This window comes from Streptomyces sp. Y2F8-2 (assembly GCF_014905555.1).
Lineage (GTDB): Bacteria > Actinomycetota > Actinomycetes > Streptomycetales > Streptomycetaceae > Streptomyces > Streptomyces cynarae.
Genome location: NZ_BNGS01000014.1, coordinates 68,462 through 88,179, shown reverse-complemented (window position 1 = coordinate 88,179; position 19,718 = coordinate 68,462). Strand labels below are relative to the sequence as shown.

Here is a 19,718-nt window from a genome sequence, read left to right as displayed (position 1 = left end):
GCGCTGCGCCAAGTTTTGGGACAGAGCTGGGAGTTCACGATCGACGGCACAGACCTTGAGGTCTGCCACCGTCATCGAGGCTCGGCGTACGCGCCGCCTCGCCGATCACCATCCTGGGCCGAGCTCCTGTCGACTCTGGAAGACGCCTTCGCCGCCCGCGGTGTTTCCCGCGACGCATGCATTCCGCTGCGCTGGGGCCGCGAGACCGAGCTTGCCATCTCGGCGGTGCAGGCTCTTGATCCCCTACTCAAGGACGACCGCCCTGTGACCTACCGCAGTGGGTTCCTCCCACAGCCGGTGGTCCGGTTCACAGGCGAGCGAGACGACAAGGCGCAGCTCCTCGACGGCTACCTGACCTCCTTCGTCAACGTCTCGCGCGTCCAACCGATCCAAAGCATCGACGAGTACGCCGCCGTCCTGGACGACTGGCTCTACGTCCTCTCACGGCTCGGCTTCCATGCCCGACACGTCAGCCTCTACGGACAGCTCAAGGTCTGGCACCGGCGACAGGTGGCCGGCGTTACCCTCATGTTCCGCCACCTCGATCTCACGCTTGGCGACATCGTGCTCCTCTGGAACAGGGAGAATCCTCAGCGCATGGCCGTCGATCTGGGCACGGGCCTCGAGCGCTTAGCCTGGGCCCGAACCCTTCGGAACTGGCATGAACTGATCTACGGCCCTCTCGCCGGAGCCGCGCCAGCTGCCACCTTGGATGCGCTCCGCACGGCGACGCTCCTACTCGGCAACGGCATCATGCCTGCCGCACGTGGCGCGGGCGGGGTGACCCGCCGGGTGCTTGGTGCCTTGGCTTCCGAGGCTGTGCACCTTGGGGTGAGCGCCGCGGTCCGGGCGTCACACCAGTACTGGACGACGATTGTGGACCTTCCCGTCCCGTGGCCTTCCATTACCGCCAGCATTGAGCAGGAGCTCACCCGTCGAGAATCAGCTTGACGCTCCCACAGCAAGAAGCCGGAGCTGCGTTGGCCGCCAACGGGACGGAGGAGCCCAGTCGTTCGGAGCAGGCACCAGCAGAGTCGGCCGCGCGTCGCTCGACGAGCCGCGACGTCAGCGAGACGGTCCCGTCGGCGAGCACAGACCCGGAGCAAGGGAGCCGGCCGCACACCTCGTGATGGTCGAGCGCGGCCGCCGCGCGCAGGCGTCGGTAGCTCTGCGAGTTGGCAGCGGGCGCTTGCAGCTCGCGGTACTTCGTCGGCGTGCAGGCCCTCCGCGATGATGCCGCGCGTGGTGCCGTCGCCGTTGAACTGCCCGCACCGCCTCCGGTCCGCACCGGACTCAAGACGTCGAGCACCGTGGACAAACGCTGCCTGATCAATTCCGAGCAGGCGGCAGCACTCCTTTGGTGGGTCCACAGCCAGCCCAGGACGGGCCAGATCCTCCACGCCTTCTTCGCGACCATGTACTACGCAGGAACGCGCCCGGAAGAAGCCACCGCGCTACGCGTATGAGGCGTGACCCTGCCCGATGAGAACGCCGAAGACCAGTGCGGTGAACTGGTGCTCTAGGAGGCGACATTGCACGTCGAGAGCCAGTGGGCCGACTCCGGAAAGTCCTTCGACGAGCGACACTTGAAGGGCCGGGCCGAAGGGGACAGCCGTCCCGTCCCCTGCCACCCGGACCTCACCCGCATCCTCCGCGAGGAGATCAAACGACGCGACTCGCAGCCCGGCAACCTGCTCCTGCGCGGCCTGAAGGGCGCGAAGCTGCACAGCGTGGTGATCCGGCGGATGTGGGACAAGGCCCGCAAAGCCGTGCTGACCGAGGATGAGACAAATCGATCCTCGGTAAGCGGGTCTACGACCTGCGGCACACCTGCCTGACGACATGGCCGAACAGTGCCATCCCGCCGACCCAGGTCGCGGAGTGGGCCGGGAACAGCGTGCCCGTGCTCCTGCGCACCTACGCGCACTGCATCCAGGGCCAGTTCGACCACTACAAGAAGCGGCTGGAAGAGACCCACCGCCTCTCGGGCGCCGCCTGAGCGCCCGGAAAACTAGCCCGCGTATAGCCCGTGGACACCCGCAGAACGCCGGTGACAGCCGTAAGCAGTCGGACCCGCACGCCCTCGGGCGAAGGCGGGTCCGACTGCTTTACGGGCGTTGCAACACCGGGCGGTGTGCCGGAGGACGTGTGGTCCTCCGGCACGTCACGAACCCTGTAGGCGGCTGTGTTTTGACTGGTCAGCCAGGGTGTGACTTCACCGCACGGGGGTGAAGTCCCGCGCCCCGATGAACTCGGGACGCCGGACCGGAGCCGCGAAGGGCTCCACCGCCGCGTTCTCCACGCTGTTGAACACGATGAACACGTTGCTGCGCGGGAACGGGGTGATGTTGTCGCCCGAGCCGTGCATGCAGTTGCAGTCGAACCAGGTCGCCGAACCGGCCTTGCCCGTGAACAGCTTGATGCCGTACTCGGAGGCCATCTTCGTCAGCGCCTCGTCGGACGGGGTGCCCGCGTCCTGCATCTGCAGCGACTTCTTGTAGTTGTCCTTCGGCGTGGCGCCGGCGCAGCCGAGGAACGTCTTGTGCGACCCCGGCATGATCATCAGGCCGCCGTTGGTGTCGTAGTTCTCGGTCAGCGCGATCGAGACGGACACCGTCCGCATGTTCGGCAGACCGTCCTCGGCGTGCCAGGTCTCGAAGTCGGAGTGCCAGTAGAAGCCGCTGGCACCGAAGCCCGGCTTGACGTTGATCCGCGACTGGTGGACGTAGACGTCCGAGCCGAGGATCTGCCGCGCCCGCCCGACGACCCGCTCGTCGCGCACGAGTTTCGCGAACACCTCGCTGATCCTGTGCACCTCGAAGACGGACCGGATCTCCCTCGACTTCGGCTCCACGATCGACCGTTCGTCGGCGCGGATGTCCGGATCGGTGACGAGCCGCTCCAGCTCCTGCCGGTAGACGGCGACCTCGTCCTCGGTGATCAGCTCGTCGATGGCCAGGAAGCCGTCGCGCTCGTACGCCTGGAGGTCGGTCAGCGAGATCGGCCCCGGTGTACCCGGAGCGCCCCACACGACCGGGTCCTGGCGCGGGACCGCCACCTCGGTGGCGCCGCGGCTGGGATAGAGATCGGTGACGGCTGTGCTGGTGGTCAGGGTCATCGGTGATTCATACCTCCTCGGTGAGCAGGGGGTAGACGCCGTTCTCGTCGTGGTCCTCACGGCCGGTCACGGGCGGGTTGAAGACGCAGAGGCAGCGGAAGTCCTCCTTCACGCGCAGCGTGTGCCTCTCGTGCCCGTCCAGCAGGTACATGGTCCCGGGCGTGATCGTGTACGTCTTCCCGGTCTCGTGGTCGGTCAGCTCCGCCTCGCCCTCGACGCACACGACCGCCTCGATGTGGTTCGCGTACCACATCGACGTCTCGGTGCCCGCGTACAGGATCGTCTCGTGCAGGGAGAAGCCGACCTTCTCCCGCGCGAGGACGATGCGCTTGCTCTCCCAGGTGCCCGACGCGGCTTTCACATGCCGGTCGGTACCTTCGATGTCCTTGAACGAACGGACGATCACGGTACTGTGTGCCTCCTCTTCAGGGGTTTTCAGGCGGTTTCGCGGATGGCGCGGGCGAGGATGCCCAGACCCTCGTCCAGCTCGTCGGGGGTGATGGTGAGGGCGGGCAGCAGTTTGACGACCTCGCTCTCGGGACCCGAGGTCTCCACGAGCAGCCCGAGCTCGAACGCCCGGCGCGCGATCCGCGAGGCGCGCTCCTTGTCGTGGAACTCCAGGCCCCACACGAGCCCGCGGCCGCGGTACTCCTTCACATCGGCGCGGTTCTCGTCGGTGATCGAGGCCAGCTCGCGCTCGACCAGCTCGCCGCGGGCCCGGGTCTGCTTCTCCATCGCGGACCCGTCGGCCCAGTAGGCCTCCAGAGCGGCGGTGGCCGTGACGAACGCCGGGTTGTTGCCGCGGAAGGTGCCGTTGTGTTCGCCCGGCTCCCAGACGTCCAGCTCGGGCTTGAACAGGCACAGTGACATCGGCAGCCCGTAGCCGCTGATCGACTTGGACACGGTGACGATGTCCGGCACGATCCCGGCCTCCTCGAAGGAGAAGAAGGCGCCAGTGCGGCCGCAGCCCATCTGGATGTCGTCGACGATCAGCAGCATGTCCTGCCGCTCGCACAGCTCGGCGAGGGCGCGCAGCCACTCGGGGCGCGCGACGTTGATGCCGCCCTCGCCCTGCACGGTCTCCACGATCACGGCGGCGGGTTTGTTGAGACCGGAGCCCTGGTCCTCCAGGAGACGCTCGAACCAGAGGAAGTCCGGCACCGTGCCGTCGAAGTAGTTGTCGAAGGGCATGGGCGTGCCGTGCACCAGCGGGATGCCGGCGCCGGCGCGCTTGAAGGCGTTGCCGGTGACGGCCAGCGACCCCAGGGACATCCCGTGGAAGGCGTTGGTGAAGGACACGATGGCCTCGCGTCCCTTCACCTTGCGCGCCAGCTTCAGGGCGGACTCGACGGCGTTGGTGCCGGTCGGCCCCGGGAACATGACCTTGTAGGGCAGGTCGCGCGGGCGCAGCACCACGTCCTGGAAGGTCTGCAGGAAGGAACGCTTGGCGACGGTGGACATGTCGAGCCCGTGGGTGACGCCGTCCCGCTCCAGATAGTCGATCAACGCCCGTTTCAGTACGGGGTTGTTGTGGCCGTAGTTGAGTGATCCGGCGCCGGCGAAGAAGTCGAGGTACTCGTGCCCGTCCTCGTCGTACATGCGGCTGCCCTGCGCGCGGTCGAAGACGGTGGGCCAGCCGCGGCAGTAGCTGCGCACCTCCGACTCGAGGGTCTCGAAGACGCTGAGGTCCGGCTGGGTGATGGTCACGACGAAAACGCTCCTCGGTGTGTGGGGGAGGGGGGAGTCGGACTGGAGGTGGGGGTGAGGGGATCAGGCGGTGTGCTTGAGGGGCCCGATGCGGTACAGGACCTCCGGGTCGTGTGGTCCGTCCGGGAACTGGCGCGTGTCGAAGAGCACTTCACGCTCGACGGTCGCGCCGTGCCGGACGGCGAACGAGGTGAACAGCCGCTCGGAGGCGGTGTTGCCCGGGGTGATGGTGGTCTCGATGCCGGTGACGCCGTGCTCGGCGGCGACCCGTGCCGCGACCGCGTCGAGCAGGCGGGCGGCCAGGCCGCGCCCGCGGTACGCGGTGTCCACGGCGACCTGCCACACGAGGAGGGTGTGGGGGCGTTCGGGCCGGAGGTACGCCGTGAGGAAGCCGACGGGCCGCCCGTCGGGCTCGGCGCGCACCACAGCCGAGGTGCCGGCGAAGTCACGGCACCACAGCAGATAGCTGTAGGAGGAGTTCAGATCGAGGGCTTCGGAGTCCTTGGCGATACGCCAGAGAGCGGCACCGTCCGCCACCTCCGGACGGTCGATCCGTAGTCCCTCCGACACTTCCAGGAATTCCGCTGACAGGTCTGCTTGTGCGGCGGTCATGCGGATTCAATTTACCCGTGGAAATTCGAAAATGCATCGCCGGAGGGGGTTACGGACGGGCGGTGGATGTGATATCGCGCGGGCGCGCCCCTACGCGCGAATCGGCGGCACTTGCTGGAGAAATATGCGGACATTGCAGAACGAAACGCCCGTCCTGTGGGGTCGATCACACCCCGGTAACCCACACGAGATCTGCCCGAATTACCTCGGACGGCGTTCGCAGAATCTTTGCGTTTAGGTCGGAGAAGAGCGGGCAGAAGAATGCGGGGAGTTACTCTCGGGGTGAATTCCAGGATTACTTGTAAGGAGCCGGAGTGCAATGCTGATTTCAGGTGCCGGTCACTCCGTCGATACGTTCCCGAAGGATGTCGGCGTGACCGTTGTGCCGGGCCTGCTCCTCGCTCATGTGCACTCGGTCCGGGTTCAGGTGCTGCCAAGCTCGGCCCCGACGTGACCCCCTGCGCGGACCCGACGGCGGCTCAGCTGCGCAGCCCGTGGAGCATTACTTCCCGGCAGCGTCGTCCGGACCTCATGCCCGGAGACGACGCACGGCGCTCCGCGCTCTTCCAGCCTCACGTGCGACGAGGGCAGGATCCCGCTCCGGCGTCAACGCCCCCTTCCTTCGCAGAGGCTAGCCCCACACCTCCGCCACAACCCCCCGAGCCGCCTCCACGTCCACGTCCGCCCCGGACTCCCTCAGCGCCGCCCCCAGCGCGGCGAGACTCGCCGAAACCGTCTCCGCCGTCGCGTCGGCCCCGTAGTGGTTGACCCGGATCATCTCCTTCGCCAGGGCGCCCCCGCCCGCCGCCAACGGCACTGCCGGGTCGAGCTCCAGCGCCCGTGCGACCAGCTCCGCCGCCACCACACCGGACGGTGCCCGCAACGTCGTGGCCACCGGCGCCGCCTCCGACGCCTCATACACGTACGGCTCCAGACCGCCACCGAGCGCGACCGCTCCCGCGCGCGTCGCCGCCGCCGCGGACCGGTGCCGGCCCATCACCGTCTCCAGCCCGTCCGCCTCGATGCGCTCCAGGCACGCCTCGAGCGCCAGCATCTCCAGCTGCGCCGGAGCGTGCAGCAGCGCCTTCCGCCCGCCGTCGATCCAGCGCTCCTTCCAGTCGAGCAGCGACAGATACGACCGCCGTGGCGCCCCCGGGTTCGCGGCCATCCGCGCCCACGCCCGCTCGCTCACCGACACCGCCGACACCCCCGCCGGCCCGCCCATCGCCTTCTGTGCCCCGATCACGCACAGGTCCACCCCCCACGCGTCCGGCAGCACCGGCTCCGCACCGATCGAGGCCACGGCGTCCAGATAGAAGAGCGCGCCGTGCTCCCGCACCACCGCCCCGATCTCCGCCGCCGGGTTCGTGTTCCCGGTCGCCGCCTCCGCGTGCACCAGCGACACGAAGTCGATCTCCGGGTGCTCGGCGAGCGCCTGACGGACCTGCTCCGCCGTCACCGCCGTGTGGAACGGCACCGCCAGGTCGTACACCGTCGCCCCGCAGTCCCGCAGCCAGTCGCCGAAGGTCTGCCCGTACGGCCCCGTGATCACGTTCAGGGCCGTCGTCCCGGGCCCGGTGGTCCCGCGGATCGCCCCCTCCAGCGGCAGCAGCGCCTCACCCTGCATGATCACGACGTCCTGCTCGGTGGACAGCAGCCGCGCCACCCGGTCCTCGATCAAGGCGAAGCGGGCGGCGCTCAGCGGGGGGAGGTCCAGGAGGGGATGGGTCACGGCGGTGCTCTCTTCGCTCGCGGGGGCCGACAGCCTCGGTGTCGGGTGTCCGGTGTCGGGTGTCGGTGTGGTGTCGATGCCGGTGTGGATGACGGTCTTGAGGGTAGTCGGCGGCCGTCTTCACCCGTTTGCCGATCACTTCTGAGGTGAGAAGGCTCTCCAGCCATCGGTTTGGTTTGAGGAACCCAAACTGCTCCTTATAATCGGAACCCGCTCATCCCCCCACAGGGGAAGTCGAGATTCCCCACAGAGAGGTCCTCCGTGAACACGCTCCTCGGGCGCCGGGCCCGCATCCTGGCCGCCACCACCGCGACGGCCGGTGTGCTGCTCGTGGCCGGCTGCACCTCGAGCGGCAGCGGCGGCAGCGCCGGCAAGTCGGCCGTGGGCGGGGTGGAACTCGTCAAGGCCGGTCAGCTCACCACCTGCACCCACCTGCCCTACCCGCCCTTCCAGTCGGAGATCGACGGCAAGGTGCAGGGCTTCGACGTGTCGATGATCGACCTGGTCGCCAAGGACCTCGGAGTGAAGCAGGCCGTCGTCGACACCCCCTTCGAGAACTTCAAGACCGGCGCGTTCCTCAACTCCGGCCAGTGCGACCTCGCCGCGGCCGGTATGACCATCACCGCCGAGCGCAAGAAGCACGTCGACTTCTCCGACCCCTACTTCGACGCCACCCAGGCCGTGCTGGTCGACAAGAAGAGCGGCATCACCTCGCTGGCCGACGTCAAGGCCAAGGGCAAGAAGCTCGGCACCCAGGCGCAGACCACCGGCGAGGACTACGCGAAGAAGCAGGGCTTCGACCCGATCTCCTTCGAGTCCTCCGACGCCGTCCTCAACGGCCTGCGCACCGGCCAGGTCCAGGCGGTCGTCATCGACTACCCGGTCGTCCAGGGCTGGCTCAAGGACAAGGCCAACGCCGACGCCTTCAAGCTGGCCGGCAACATCAACACCGGTGAGCAGTACGGCTTCACGGTGAAGAAGGGCAACACCAAGCTCCTCGCCGCCATCAACAAGGCGATCAAGGACGCGAAGGCCGACGGCACGTACAAGAAGCTGTACGAACAGTGGATCGGCCCCTACAACCCGTCCGTCGCCTCGCCCTCCGCCTCATGACCGACACGACGGACACGGCCAGGGCCGAGGTGCAGCCCCGTAGGAAGGGGCTGACCCGGACCCAGAAGCGCAGGGTGTCGCGCGGTGTCCAGTACGCCGTCTTCGTCGTCGCCGTGATCGCCTTCGCGGTCACGGCGGACTGGGGACGGCTGCAGAACCAGTTCGCGCAGGTGGACATCGCCCGGCAGATGTTCCCGGACGTCATCACGCTGGCGCTGAAGAACACCGTGCTGTACACCCTGTCCGGCTTCGTCGTCGGCCTGGTGCTCGGCATGCTCCTGGCACTGATGCGGCTGTCGTCCGTCGGACCGTACCGCTGGGTCGCCGGCGTCTACATCGAGATCTTCCGCGGCCTGCCCGCGCTGCTGATCTTCATCTTCGTCGGTGTCGCCGTGCCGCTCGCCTTCCCCGGCACGGAGATCATCGGCGGCACGTACGGCAAGGTCGCCCTCGCGCTCGGCCTGGTGTCGGCCGCGTACATGGCGGAGACGATCCGCGCGGGCATCCAGGCCGTGCCCAAGGGCCAGATGGAGGCGGCGCGTTCGCTGGGCTTCTCGCCCACTCGCGCGATGATCTCCATCATCGTCCCGCAGGCGTTCCGGATCATCCTCCCGCCGCTCACCAACGAACTCGTCCTGCTCTTCAAGGACTCCTCGCTGGTGCTGTTCCTCGGTGTGACCCTGGAGGAGCGCGAACTGTCCAAGTTCGGCCGCGACCTGGCCAGCACGACCGCCAACTCCACGCCGATCCTGGTCGCCGGCCTGTGCTACCTGCTGGTCACGATCCCGCTCGGCTTCGTCGTCCGCCGTATGGAGGCCAAGGCCCAGGGAGCCGCCAAGTGAGCAGCAGCCCCGAGATCGCGATCCGCGACCTGCACAAGTCCTTCGGTGACAACGAGGTGCTGCGCGGCATCGACCTGGAGATCGGCCAGGGCGAGGTGGTCTGCGTCATCGGCCCCTCCGGCTCCGGCAAGTCCACCCTGCTGCGCTGCGTCAACCTCCTGGAGGAACCCACCAAGGGCCAGGTCTTCGTCGGCGGCACCGAGGTCACCGACCCCGATGTGGACATCGACGCCGTACGCCGCCGTATCGGCATGGTGTTCCAGCAGTTCAACCTCTTCCCGCACCTCACGGTGACCGAGAACCTCACGCTGCCGCAGCGACGGGTCCTCAAGCGGGACAAGGCCGAGGCGGCGAAGATCGCCGCCGAGAACCTGGAGCGGGTCGGCCTGTCCGAGAAGGCGGACGCGTACCCGGCCTCCCTCTCCGGCGGCCAGCAGCAGCGCGTCGCCATCGCCCGCGCCCTCGCCATGGGCCCCGAAGTGATGCTGTTCGACGAGCCGACCTCGGCGCTCGACCCGGAGCTGGTCGGCGACGTCCTCGCCGTGATGCGCAGGCTGGCGCAGGAGGGCATGACGATGATGGTCGTCACCCACGAGATGACCTTCGCGCGCGAGGTCGCCGACCGCGTCGTCTTCATGGACGGCGGCGTGATCGTCGAGGACGGCACCCCCGAGCAGGTCATCGGCGACCCGGGCCACGAGCGCACCCGGCACTTCCTCTCCCGGCTCCTGGACCCGGCCAGGGCCGAGGTGGAGGAGGAGACCTCCGACCAGGTCGGCCGGAAGCAGTGGCAGGCGGACGCCAACTAAGGTGCAGTGCATGAGCGATCACGCGGTGCTGCACGTGAGGGGACGGGTGCTCGTCGGGCCCGAGGACGTCCGCGACGAGCTGTGGGTGGTCGACGGCCGGATCTCGTACGACCGCCCCGCCGGGGCCCGCGACGTCCGTACCGTCGAGGGCTGGGCGCTGCCCGGCCTGGTCGACGCGCACTGCCACGTCGGCCTCGACGCGCACGGCCCGGTCCCCGAGGACGTCTCGGAGAAGCAGGCGCTGACGGACAGGGACGCGGGCACGCTGCTGATCCGGGACGCGGGCTCCCCTGCGGACACCCGCTGGATCGACGACCGGGACGATCTTCCCAAGATCATCCGGGCCGGGCGGCACATCGCGCGCACGCGCCGCTACATCCGCAACTTCGCCTGGGAGATCGAACCGGACGACCTGGTCGCCTACGTCGCCCAGGAGGCACGGCGCGGCGACGGCTGGGTGAAGCTGGTGGGCGACTGGATCGACCGTGAGGTGGGGGACCTGTCGGCCTGCTGGCCGCGTCAGGCGGTGGAGGCGGCGATCGCGGAGGCCCACCGCCTGGGCGCGCGGGTCACGGCGCACTGCTTCGCCGAGGACTCGCTGCGGGACCTGGTCGAGGCGGGCATCGACTGCATCGAGCACGCGACGGGGCTGACGGAGGAGACGATCCCGCTGTTCGCGGAGCGGGGGGTCGCGATCGTGCCGACGCTGGTGAACATTGCGACGTTCCCGGGACTGGCGGACGGTGGCGAGTCGAAGTTCCCCCGCTGGTCGGCCCATATGCGCCGGCTCTACGAACGGCGCTACGACACGGTGCGGGCGGCGTACGACGCCGGGATCCCGGTGTACGTGGGCACCGATGCCGGGGGCTCGCTGGCCCACGGCCTGGTCGCGGGCGAGGTGGCCGAGTTGGTGACCGCCGGGATCCCGCCCGTCGAGGCCCTTTCGGCAGCCACCTGGGCCGCCCGGACCTGGCTCGGGCGTCCCGCGCTGGACGAGGGAGCCCCCGCCGACCTCGTGGTGTACGAGACGGACCCGCGCACGGACGTAAGGGTCCTGGCGGCACCGCGGCGTGTCGTGCTCAACGGACGGGTGGTCGGCTAGGGCCCGGCATCTGCCTTCCGGATCAGCCGGCCTACATCGGACTGCGGATCAGTCCGGGGGCCAGGCCCGGGACCCAGACGACGGCGATGGCCAGCACGAGGGAGACCACCCCCACGATCCGGGCCACCACCGGACCCGCCGGGAGGAGCTTCTCGGCGCTCAGTACGGCCGCCAGGCCCACCATGGCCCACAGGTTCATCACGCCGAACGCCGCCAGCAGCGCCATGAGCGACCAGCAGCAGCCCAGGCAGAAGGCGCCATGGTGGACTCCCGCGCGCACATCGCGGGACCGCCCCGGGTACGACGCGTAGCGCAGCATCAGCCCGATCGGCGAGCGGCACCGGGCGAGGCAGCGGTCCTTGAGGGGCGTGAGCTGGTAGACGCCGTTGGCCGCGAAGACGGCGGAGGCGACCGCGGTGGCGGTGGCCGCATGCGTGCCCGCCGCCCGGCCGGCGACGGCCGCCAGGGCATAGGCGGGCAGCCCGGCGGCGGCCCACACCAGCAGGTAGCCGAAGGTGAAGGCGACCACGCGCCGGAACCGGTGGCTGCGGATCGTGCGCGCGTACAAGGACGCGACGGGCGCCGTGGCGGGCAGCATCATCGCCGCCGTCATCACCGTCCACACGGGCAGGAAGGCCGGCAGATCCAGACCCATCGTCCCGGGCATGCCCCCCGTACCGCGCCCGCGCCCCACCACCCAGGCCCAGGCGGCCGCCGCCGCGAGCAGCAGCAGCCCGGTGGAGCCGAGCCTGCCGCGCCCGGGGAGCGGACCGGCCGTCACGCGGACCATGCGAACGGCGCCGAGTGCCCGTTGCCGCCGGTGAAGTCCCATGACCGGCCGTACACTCCGGTGCCGGTCGCCCGGGTGGAGCGGGCGATGGTCAGCGTGCTGCTCGCCGGGTGGAAGACGCCGGTCAGCCCCATCACCGGGCCGTCCGCGCCGAACTGCGGGGCGACCTGGTCCTCGATCTCGATGTCGATGGCATCGGCCACTCGCACCGCGTGACGGCGACCGTCGTCCCGGTAGTCGATGGGGACGCGCTCGACGCCGAGGAGCTCACCGACGAGGGGGACGAGCGCCGCCATCGGCCCGCCGGCCTGCCCGGAGAACACCCTGCCCAACGCCTCCGCCTGGCCGTCGTCGGCCGCCGCGTCCACATACAGCGCCACCTGCCAGCCGCCGTCGGCCATCACCCGGGGCGCGTCGATGAAGACGGCGACGCTGCGGCCCGACACGTCCACGCCGTCGACCTCACCGCCGTCGACGTGGAAGGCGAAGGTCACCTGGCAGCGTTCATGGTCGGCGGGCGCGGTCAGACCCGAGGTCGTGCACGGGCACACCGCGTCGCAGTTGCAGCTCTCCAGATAGGTCCCGCTCAGATTCCAGGGCATGATCGGCCTCACTGGTGCGGGCACCGGGACCGCGAGGCGCCCATCGGCACAGACCGCTGGTTCCGGTGCTGTTGCTCGGGGCTCTTCCAGCCTAGCCCCGGGGCGGGCGACGGGCCTGGCGCCCGCCGCCCCGCTCAGCCCTGTGCCAGGGCCATCGAGCGGTCCAGCGCCTGCAGGAAGCGGTTGACCGTCACCCGGTCCCGTACCGCCAGCCGCAGCCACTCCTCGTCCAGCCCCGGAAACGTGTCCCCGCGGCGCACCGCGAAGCCGAGGTCCCGCAGATGCCGCCGCACGGCAGCCGCCCGGACCAGGCGGACCAGCACGAACGGCCCCTCCGCCGGCTCCGCCACATGCAGCCCGTCCGGCCCGAACTCCCGCAGCCCCGCCACCAGATGTGCCCGGTCCGCCGCCACCCGGTGCGCCGCGTGCGCCGCCTCCGCCAGCGCTCGCGGCGACACGCAGGCCTGAGCCGCCGCGAGCGCCGGCGTCGACACCGGCCACAGCGGCTGCGCCCGTTCCAATTGCGCGATCGTCCCGGGGTCGGCCAGGACGTAGCCGATGCGCAGCCCCGCCAGACCCCAGGTCTTGGTCAGGCTGCGCAGGACCACCAGGCCCGGCACGTCCGTCCGGTCCGCCAGCGCCTCGCGTTCCCCGGGGACCGCGTCCATGAACGCCTCGTCGACCACCAGCACCCGCCCCGGGCGGGCCAGTTCCTCGATCACCGACGCCGGGTGCAGGACGGACGTGGGGTTCGTGGGATTCCCGATCACCACCAGGTCCGCGCCCTGCGGCACCAGCGCCGGATCCAGCCGGAAACCGTCCGCCTGCCGCAGCAGCACCCGATCCACCACGTGCCCCGCGGCCCGCAACGCCGCCTCCGGCTCCGTGAACTGCGGGTGCACCACGACCGGCCGCCGCACCTTCAGGGCGCGGGCGAGCAGCACGAACGCCTCCGCCGCCCCCGCCGTCAGCAGCACCCGCTCGGCCGGCACCCCGTGCCGCTCCGCGATCGCCGCCCGCGCCGCCCGTCCGTCGGGGTAGGCCGCGAGGCCGCCCAGCGACTCGGCGATCACCTCCCGCAGCCACGCCGGAGGCGTGTCCGCGCGCACGTTCACCGCGAGGTCGGTCAGCCCCGCCCCACCGTCACGGACCTCGGCGTCTCCGTGGTGCCGCAGGTCGTGCTGTGCTCCGTCCCGTTCAGTGCGCATGGGAGTGCGCGTGCCCCCCGTGGTGGTGTCCATGACCGTGATGGTGATGCCCGTCGTCGTCCGGGTGGAAGTGCGGCTGCTGCGGCAGCCCCACCTTGTCCTCGAAGCCGGGCAGGGCGATCCGGTACACGCACGAGTCGCAGTTCATCCGCAGATCCCCCTTCAGCGCCTCCTGGTACCGCTCCATCACCAGGTCCAGCAGCTCCGGCTCCGGCCCGATGACGTCCGCCGACCGCACCTCGACCTGCGGATGCGTCGCCGCCCAGTCCTCCGCCTGCCGCCGGACCCGGTCCGGCAGGATCCCCGTGAACAGGAAGTACGGCAGGACGACGATCCGCTTCGCACCCAGCTTCGCGCACCGGTCGAGGCCGCTCGGCACGTCCGGCGCCGCCAGCGACACGAACGCCGTCTCCACGCCCGCGTACCCGCGCCCCTCCCACAGCAGCCGCGCCGCCTTGTACACCTCGGCGTTGGCGTCGGGGTCGGTGGAGCCACGGCCCACCAGCAGCACCGTCACCTCGGCGCGCTCCTCGGGCGTGCACGCCGTCCCGCCCAGCGCCTCGTCCAGACGCCGCTCCAGCACCGACAGCAGCGCCGGGTGCGGGCCGAGCGGGCGCCCGTAGGTGTACGAGATGCCCGGGTGCCGCTCCTTCTCCCGGGCCAGCGCCGCAGGGATGTCCCCCTTGGCGTGCCCGGCGGACACCAGCATCAGCGGCACGGCCGCGAACCGGCGCACCCCCCGCTCCACGAGCTCGGTCACCGCCTCGCCCAGCGGCGGCGGCGACAGCTCGATGAAGCCGCCCGCGACGGGCAGGTCGGGGTGGCGGCGTCCCAGCTCCCGTACGAAGTCGCGGAACGCCTCGGCCCCGGCCTCGTCCCGGGTGCCGTGGCCGGCGATGAGCAGGGCGGGCGGCGGGGTGGTCACGATGTCTCCTCGAACTTCGAAACGGGGTGGTACAACAGGGCGTTGAGCGCGGCGGCGGCGACCGCCGAACCGCCCTTCTCGGACACGTTGCTCACGGCCGGCAGCCCGCTCTCGCGCAACGCGGCCTTGGACTCGGCCGCGCCGACGAAACCGACGGGCAGACCGATGACGAGCGCGGGGGAGGCGTCCAACGTCAGCAGCTCCTCCAGGGCGGTCGGCGCGCAGCCGATCACCCACAGGGCGCCCGGGCCGACGTCCTCGTACGCCAGCCGGATCGCGTGCGCCGAGCGGGTCATGCCCGGGCCCGACCTGGCGTCCTTGAGGCGGCAGACCGTCTCGCGGCGTGTGATCCCGGCCGCGACCATCTCCACGTCCACCACCACCGGCGCCCCGGCGTGCAGCGCCGTGTGCGCCTTCTCCAACTCGCTCTCGTCCATGACGAGGTCGGTGGCGTAGTCGAGGTCGGCGGCGGAGTGGATGACCCGCTCCACCACCGCCCGGGTCAGCGGCGGGAAGTGTGAGGTGTCGAGGCGGGCGCGCAGCCGCCGGAAGGACTCCTGCTCGATCGGGTGCACCACACGGTTCACTTCGCCTCCTCCTGCCGGTCGTCCTGCCAGCGGTATCCGCGCGGCGTGACCATGCGGCCCGCGATCTCACGGGTCGCCGTGTTGCCCACGGTCACGACCGTCATCATGTCGACCGTCGCCGGGTCCAGTTCGGCCAGGGTCGTGAGGCGACTGGACTCGTCGGGCCGTGACGCGTTGCGTACGACACCGACCGGTGTCGTCGGCTCCCGGTGCCCGGCGAGGATCGCGAGGGCCTTCGGCAGCTGCCAGTCGCGGCCCCGGGAGCGGGGGTTGTAGAAGGTGACGACGAGATCCGCCTCGGCCGCGGCCCGTACCCGCCGCTCGATGACCTCCCACGGCGTGTGCAGGTCGGAGAGGCTGATCGACACATGGTCGTGGCCGAGCGGCGCGCCCAGGATCGCCCCGGCCGCGAGCGCCGCGGTGACGCCGGGCACCCCGACCACGTCGATGTCGTCGGACGCCTCGGCGAGCGCGGGGGAGGCCATCGCGTACACCCCGGCGTCCCCGCTGCCGATCAGCGCGACGGCGTGCCCCCTGCGCGCCTCCGCGACCGCCGTGCGCGCCCGCTCCTCCTCGGCGCCGAGTCCCGACTCCAGGATCCGGGTGCCGGGCCGCAGCAGGTCACGGATCTGGTCGACGTACTGGTCGAGGCCGACGAGCACGGAGGCACGCCGCAGCTCCTGCTGCGCGCGCGGCGTGAGCAGGTCCCGGGCGCCCGGCCCCAGCCCGACGACCGCGAGCCGTCCGCGCCCCGGCCGGCGTCCGACCGCGCAGGTGGCCATGGCCGACTTCCGCTTGGGTACGAGGAGTTCGCCCCCGCCCACCAGCGCGGCGGCCTCCGCGACGGACGGCGTGCCGACGGCGGCGAGCGGCGCCTCGGACGGGTTGGGCACGTCGACCCTCGCCAACTCCTCGGCGGCGTACGTCACGAGCGGAACGCCGAGCCGCCGTGCCGCCTCGACGATGCCGGGCTCCTCCGCCTTGGCGTCGACGGTGGCGAGCTCGGCGAGCGACGCCACGGAGAGCCCCGCGTCCCGCAGAGCACCCTCGACGAGCCCCAGCACCTCCTCCACCGGGGCACCCCTGGACGCGCCGACGCCCGCGACCAGGGTGGGCGGCCGCAGCACGACCTCCCGTTCGGCGGGTTCGACGGCCCGGTCGGTGACCCGGATCGTGTACGCCCCCTCGGCGGCGACCCGCAGCGGCGGCAGCGGCCAGGTCACGTCCGCCTCCAGCGCCACCGGCTCCCCGTCGAGCAACGCCCGTGAGACGGCGGCGACATCGCCCTCCACCGGGAACCCGAGCGTGTCTAGCCCGGGCAGCCCCACGGCGTCCGTGGCGGTCGTGACGACCGGTTCCGCGCCCAGCACCCCGCCCACCGCGCGGGCCAGCTCATTGGCGCCGCCCGCGTGCCCGCCCACAAGGGACACCGCGAACCGCCCGCCCTCGTCGACGCACACCACGCCCGGGTCGGAGGCCTTCTCACCCAGCAGCGGTGCGATCAGCCGTACGACCGCCCCCGTCGCCAGGAAGCACACGAGCTGCTCGCACTCCGCGAAGGCGGCCCGTACGGCGTCCTTCACGGGCCCGTCGTACACCCGCGTACGGTCCGGCCACGCCGCGGCCAGCCGGTCCCGCGCAGCCGCCCCCGACGCGGTGGCGGAAATGAGGCCGATCACTGAGCTTCTCCTTCGTGCAGTGCCGGGGCCCGCGTGCCCCACAGCAGGAAAACAGGGTTCGTCGCCGCGAGCCGGGTCACGTCGCCCGGCAGCGGCGCGAGGCGCGACGCCTGCAGCAGGACGCCGTCGCAGGAGAACCCGGCGGCGACGAGCGCCTCGCGCGCCGCAGGTACGCGGTCCAGTGCCGCCATGGCGACCACCACCGCCCGCCGGGCGCGCCGTGCGCACGCGCTGACGATGGCGGGCAGTCCGCGTCCGCCGCCGCCGACGAACACCGCGTCGGGGTCGTCGAGTCCCTCCAGCGCGTCCGGTGCGGTCCCGTGCACGACCCGCACGTCCACGCCGTGCGCGGACGCGTTGGCGCGGATCCGCTCGACCCCGTCGGGCGTCTTCTCGACGGCGGTGACGGCGGCGCCCAGCCGTGCGCACTCGACGGCGACCGAGCCGGAGCCCGCGCCGACGTCCCAGACCAGATCGCCGAGCCGCGGCCCGAGCCGGGCCAGGGCCAGGGCGCGCACCTCGAACTTGGTGATCATCGAGTCCCGGTGCGCGAAGGCGCTCTCGTCCAGGGCCCATGCGGAGGGGCCCGAGGACGCCCCCGCGACCGTGCGCACCGGTCCCTGTGCCCGCGCCTCGTCCAGGCACAGCACCACGCTCACCGCCGTCCCCCAGTCGCGTTCCGCCGCCTCGGCGGGCGTCACCCGCTCCACGCGCTCCCGCTCCGGGTCGCCGAGCGCGGTCGCCACGACGAGGACCCGGTCGGCACAGCCGTCGGCGAGTGCCGCCCCCAGCTCTGCGGGACCGGCTCCGGGCCCGGTCAGCACGGCGACCTTGGGACGCGCCCGGCACACGTTCACCGCGGTGCGCATCTCGCGCCCGTGCGCGCTGACCACCACCGCGTCGTCCCAGGTCAGCCCGAGCCGCGCGAAGGCGGCGGCCACCGACGACACGCCGGGCCGCACATCCAGCCGGTCCGGCCCGAACCGCTCGCCCAGTGCGCGCACGATGCCGAAGAACCCGGGATCCCCGGAGGCGAGCACGACGACCCGCCGCTCCTCGTCCCCCTTCTCCAGGGCCCGCTCGATGGCGTCCAGTGCGGGCGCCAGCGGGCCGAGCACGACCCGTTCGGCGCCCTCGGGCAGCCGGGCGGCGTCCAGATGCCGCCGCCCGCCCACGACGAGGTCCGCCGCCGTGAGGACCTCCTCGGGAAGGGGCGCCCCCGTGCCCGTGCCGACGACCGTGATCACGTGCTCGCACCCCGTGCGCGCAGGGCCTTGCGGGCCTCGGGGTCGGCCTTGCGGTAGCCGTGGAAGTGGCCGGGGTGGTACAGGTGCGAGCGCGTGCCGTGCGCGTCGAGCGCCGGTCCGACCAGGAAGAGGGTGTGCTTCCAGAGCTTGTGCTCCTTGACGGTCTCCTCCAGCGTGCCGATCGTGCACTTCACGACCAGCTCCTCGGGCCAGGTCGCCTGGTGGGCGATCACGACCGGGGTGGTCGTCGGATAGCCGCCCTCCAGTAGCTCCCGCACCAGTTGCCCGCTGCGCGCCGCCGACAGGAAGATCGCCATGGTGGTGCCGTGCCGGGCGAACTCGCGCACCTCCTCGCCGGGCGGCATCGGCGTCTTGCCGCCGCCGAGCCGGGTGAGGACCACGGACTGCGCGACCTCGGGGATCGTCAGCTCCCGCTGGGCGAGCGCGGCGACGGCGGAGAAGGAGGAGACGCCCGGGACGACCTCGGTCGCGATGCCGATCTCCGCGCACCGGTCGAGCTGCTCCTGCGTGCCGCCCCACAGGGCCGGGTCGCCGGAGTGGATGCGGGCGACCTTCAGCCCCTCCGAGTGCGCCCGCCGGTAGACGGCGACGACGTCCTCCAGCGACATGGTCGCCGAGTCCAGGACCTCCGCGTCCGCACGCGCGTGCTCCAGGACCTCCGCCTGGACCAGGCTGGCCGCCCAGATCACGACGTCGGCCTCGGCGATGGCGCGCGCGGCACGGAACGTCAGCAGGTCGGCGGCGCCGGGGCCGGCACCGACGAAGGTCACCTTGCCGGTGGGGGCTTCGGCCATGGGTTCAGGTCCTCTCGTACGGAATGTCACGATGTGTGCGGGCGGAATCGGGGCCGGATGTGCGCGACCGGGGCCTGATCGGATAGCAAGGGCACATGGCGGTCTTCGTCGCGCTCGGCGCGTTCCTGATGACGCTGGCCGGCGGCTGGACGGCACAGCGCGTGACCGACCGTCGCCATCTGGTCCTGGGCCTGGCCGGCGGACTGATGCTCGGTGTGGTGGGCCTGGACCTGCTGCCGGAGGCACTGCACGCGGCGGGCACCGAGGTGTTCGGCGTGCCGGCGGCCCTGTTGCTGTTCGTGGGCGGCTTCCTGCTGGCCCACCTGGTGGAGCGGCTGCTCGCCGCCCGCCGGGCGGCGCACGGCGCAGCGGAGCACGATCACCATCGCGCGCCCGAGGTGGGCCTCACGGCGGCGGCCGCCATGGTGGGTCACAGCGCCATGGACGGCGTGGCGATCGGTGCTGCCTTCCAGGTGGGCGGCGGCATGGGCCTCGCGGTGGCGCTCGCCGTCATCGCCCACGACTTCGCGGACGGCTTCAACACGTTCACCCTCACCAGCCTGTACGGCAACGCGCGCCGCAAGGCGGTCGCGATGCTGTTCGCGGACGCGCTGGCGCCCGTGCTGGGCGCGGCCTCGACCGCGTTCCTCGCCATCCCGGAGTGGTTTCTCGGCGGCTACCTCGGTCTCTTCGGCGGTGTCCTGCTCTACCTCGCCGCGGCCGAGATCCTGCCGGAGGCCCACCACGAGCACCCCGCCCACACGACCCTGCTGTGCACGGTCGCGGGCACGGCGTTCATCTGGCTGGTGGTGGGCCTCGCGGGCTGATCC

The 19,718-nt window shown here is 71.3% G+C and carries 22 protein-coding genes and 1 pseudogene; 9 read left to right on the top strand and 14 right to left on the bottom strand.

All coding sequences use genetic code 11. The annotated features are described in order from the left end of the window. Window positions 1–15 precede the first annotated feature (15 nt). The 4 genes from SY2F82_RS35485 (at window position 16) to SY2F82_RS35470 (ending at window position 1,999) form a co-directional block, all read left to right on the top strand. Window positions 16–951 carry a hypothetical protein gene (locus SY2F82_RS35485; RefSeq protein ID WP_236041986.1) on the top strand — a complete coding sequence of 312 codons (936 nt, stop codon included), beginning with the start codon at window positions 16–18 and terminating at the stop codon, window positions 949–951. A gap of 263 nt (window positions 952–1,214) precedes the next feature. Then, window positions 1,215–1,466: a hypothetical protein gene (locus SY2F82_RS35480; RefSeq protein ID WP_200423215.1), complete on the top strand. Its 252-nt coding sequence runs from the start codon at window positions 1,215–1,217 to the stop codon at window positions 1,464–1,466. Window positions 1,467–1,532: 66 nt separating this feature from the next. Next, window positions 1,533–1,838 (top strand): hypothetical protein, encoded by a 306-nt coding sequence (locus SY2F82_RS35475; RefSeq protein ID WP_200423214.1) that lies wholly within the window; start codon window positions 1,533–1,535, stop codon window positions 1,836–1,838. Between the two features lie 59 nt (window positions 1,839–1,897). Beyond that, the gene (locus SY2F82_RS35470) at window positions 1,898–1,999 is read left to right on the top strand and encodes an integrase (RefSeq protein WP_200423213.1); all 102 of its coding nucleotides are present in this window, start codon (window positions 1,898–1,900) and stop codon (window positions 1,997–1,999) included. 216 nt (window positions 2,000–2,215) lie between these two features. On the opposite strand, the gene thpD is transcribed toward SY2F82_RS35470, so the two are convergent. The 6 genes and pseudogenes from thpD to SY2F82_RS35440 all read right to left on the bottom strand — a co-directional run bounded on the left by thpD (window position 2,216) and on the right by SY2F82_RS35440 (window position 7,169). Beyond that, complete coding sequence (thpD, locus tag SY2F82_RS35465) at window positions 2,216–3,118, bottom strand: ectoine hydroxylase (protein ID WP_200423212.1); 903 nt, start codon at window positions 3,116–3,118, stop codon at window positions 2,216–2,218. 7 nt (window positions 3,119–3,125) lie between these two features. Then, on the bottom strand, window positions 3,126–3,524 hold the full coding sequence (locus SY2F82_RS35460; protein WP_103844648.1) for an ectoine synthase: 399 nt from the start codon (window positions 3,522–3,524) through the stop codon (window positions 3,126–3,128). A 29-nt stretch (window positions 3,525–3,553) separates the two neighbouring features. After that, window positions 3,554–4,825, bottom strand: coding sequence for a diaminobutyrate--2-oxoglutarate transaminase (ectB, locus tag SY2F82_RS35455; protein ID WP_200423211.1), 1,272 nt, complete (start codon window positions 4,823–4,825; stop codon window positions 3,554–3,556). A gap of 63 nt (window positions 4,826–4,888) precedes the next feature. Next, window positions 4,889–5,437 (bottom strand): diaminobutyrate acetyltransferase, encoded by a 549-nt coding sequence (gene ectA / locus SY2F82_RS35450; protein ID WP_200423210.1) that lies wholly within the window; start codon window positions 5,435–5,437, stop codon window positions 4,889–4,891. A 328-nt stretch (window positions 5,438–5,765) separates the two neighbouring features. Next, window positions 5,766–5,849: pseudogene (locus tag SY2F82_RS35445) on the bottom strand (DUF664 domain-containing protein); the annotation flags it as partial. 219 nt (window positions 5,850–6,068) lie between these two features. Further along, window positions 6,069–7,169 carry an alanine--glyoxylate aminotransferase family protein gene (locus SY2F82_RS35440; protein WP_200423209.1) on the bottom strand — a complete coding sequence of 367 codons (1,101 nt, stop codon included), beginning with the start codon at window positions 7,167–7,169 and terminating at the stop codon, window positions 6,069–6,071. Window positions 7,170–7,430: 261 nt separating this feature from the next. Here SY2F82_RS35440 and SY2F82_RS35435 point away from each other — a divergent pair, with 261 nt between their 5' ends. Genes SY2F82_RS35435 through SY2F82_RS35420 form a run of 4 tightly spaced genes read left to right on the top strand, consistent with a single transcriptional unit; the run spans window position 7,431 to window position 11,035 of the window. Then, the gene (locus SY2F82_RS35435) at window positions 7,431–8,282 is read left to right on the top strand and encodes a transporter substrate-binding domain-containing protein (protein WP_200423208.1); all 852 of its coding nucleotides are present in this window, start codon (window positions 7,431–7,433) and stop codon (window positions 8,280–8,282) included. Continuing rightward, window positions 8,279–9,124: an amino acid ABC transporter permease gene (locus SY2F82_RS35430; RefSeq protein ID WP_200423207.1), complete on the top strand. Its 846-nt coding sequence runs from the start codon at window positions 8,279–8,281 to the stop codon at window positions 9,122–9,124. The genes SY2F82_RS35435 and SY2F82_RS35430 overlap by 4 nt, the downstream gene beginning before the upstream one ends. Beyond that, a complete protein-coding gene (locus SY2F82_RS35425; protein WP_308437810.1) occupies window positions 9,121–9,933 on the top strand; it encodes an amino acid ABC transporter ATP-binding protein in 813 nt (270 codons plus the stop codon). The genes SY2F82_RS35430 and SY2F82_RS35425 overlap by 4 nt, the downstream gene beginning before the upstream one ends. A 10-nt stretch (window positions 9,934–9,943) precedes the next feature. Beyond that, complete coding sequence (locus SY2F82_RS35420; protein ID WP_200423206.1) at window positions 9,944–11,035, top strand: amidohydrolase family protein; 1,092 nt, start codon at window positions 9,944–9,946, stop codon at window positions 11,033–11,035. Between the two features lie 31 nt (window positions 11,036–11,066). On the opposite strand, the gene SY2F82_RS35415 is transcribed toward SY2F82_RS35420, so the two are convergent. The 8 genes from SY2F82_RS35415 to cobM all read right to left on the bottom strand — a co-directional run bounded on the left by SY2F82_RS35415 (window position 11,067) and on the right by cobM (window position 18,888). Continuing rightward, the gene (locus SY2F82_RS35415; protein ID WP_200423205.1) at window positions 11,067–11,816 is read right to left on the bottom strand and encodes a DUF2182 domain-containing protein; all 750 of its coding nucleotides are present in this window, start codon (window positions 11,814–11,816) and stop codon (window positions 11,067–11,069) included. Beyond that, on the bottom strand, window positions 11,813–12,427 hold the full coding sequence (locus tag SY2F82_RS35410) for a DUF1326 domain-containing protein (protein WP_200423204.1): 615 nt from the start codon (window positions 12,425–12,427) through the stop codon (window positions 11,813–11,815). Before SY2F82_RS35410 ends, SY2F82_RS35415 begins: the two co-directional genes overlap by 4 nt. Window positions 12,428–12,561: 134 nt before the next feature. Beyond that, window positions 12,562–13,635: an Rv2231c family pyridoxal phosphate-dependent protein CobC gene (cobC, locus tag SY2F82_RS35405; RefSeq protein ID WP_236041996.1), complete on the bottom strand. Its 1,074-nt coding sequence runs from the start codon at window positions 13,633–13,635 to the stop codon at window positions 12,562–12,564. Beyond that, window positions 13,625–14,560, bottom strand: coding sequence for a sirohydrochlorin chelatase (locus SY2F82_RS35400; RefSeq protein ID WP_200423202.1), 936 nt, complete (start codon window positions 14,558–14,560; stop codon window positions 13,625–13,627). Before SY2F82_RS35400 ends, cobC begins: the two co-directional genes overlap by 11 nt. Next, entirely contained in the window at window positions 14,557–15,147 is a 591-nt protein-coding gene (locus SY2F82_RS35395; protein ID WP_200423201.1) for a precorrin-8X methylmutase, read from the bottom strand. Before SY2F82_RS35395 ends, SY2F82_RS35400 begins: the two co-directional genes overlap by 4 nt. Beyond that, window positions 15,144–16,826 carry a precorrin-3B C(17)-methyltransferase gene (cobJ, locus tag SY2F82_RS35390; protein ID WP_200423200.1) on the bottom strand — a complete coding sequence of 561 codons (1,683 nt, stop codon included), beginning with the start codon at window positions 16,824–16,826 and terminating at the stop codon, window positions 15,144–15,146. The genes SY2F82_RS35395 and cobJ overlap by 4 nt, the downstream gene beginning before the upstream one ends. After that, window positions 16,823–18,073, bottom strand: a complete 1,251-nt coding sequence (cbiE, locus tag SY2F82_RS35385) for a precorrin-6y C5,15-methyltransferase (decarboxylating) subunit CbiE (RefSeq protein ID WP_200423199.1) — start codon at window positions 18,071–18,073, stop codon at window positions 16,823–16,825. The genes cobJ and cbiE overlap by 4 nt, the downstream gene beginning before the upstream one ends. Continuing rightward, entirely contained in the window at window positions 18,070–18,888 is an 819-nt protein-coding gene (gene cobM, locus SY2F82_RS35380) for a precorrin-4 C(11)-methyltransferase (RefSeq protein WP_200423198.1), read from the bottom strand. The genes cbiE and cobM overlap by 4 nt, the downstream gene beginning before the upstream one ends. A gap of 95 nt (window positions 18,889–18,983) precedes the next feature. Between cobM and SY2F82_RS35375 the strand changes: the two genes are divergently transcribed. Next, window positions 18,984–19,715, top strand: a complete 732-nt coding sequence (locus SY2F82_RS35375; RefSeq protein WP_200423197.1) for a ZIP family metal transporter — start codon at window positions 18,984–18,986, stop codon at window positions 19,713–19,715. Window positions 19,716–19,718 lie beyond the last annotated feature (3 nt).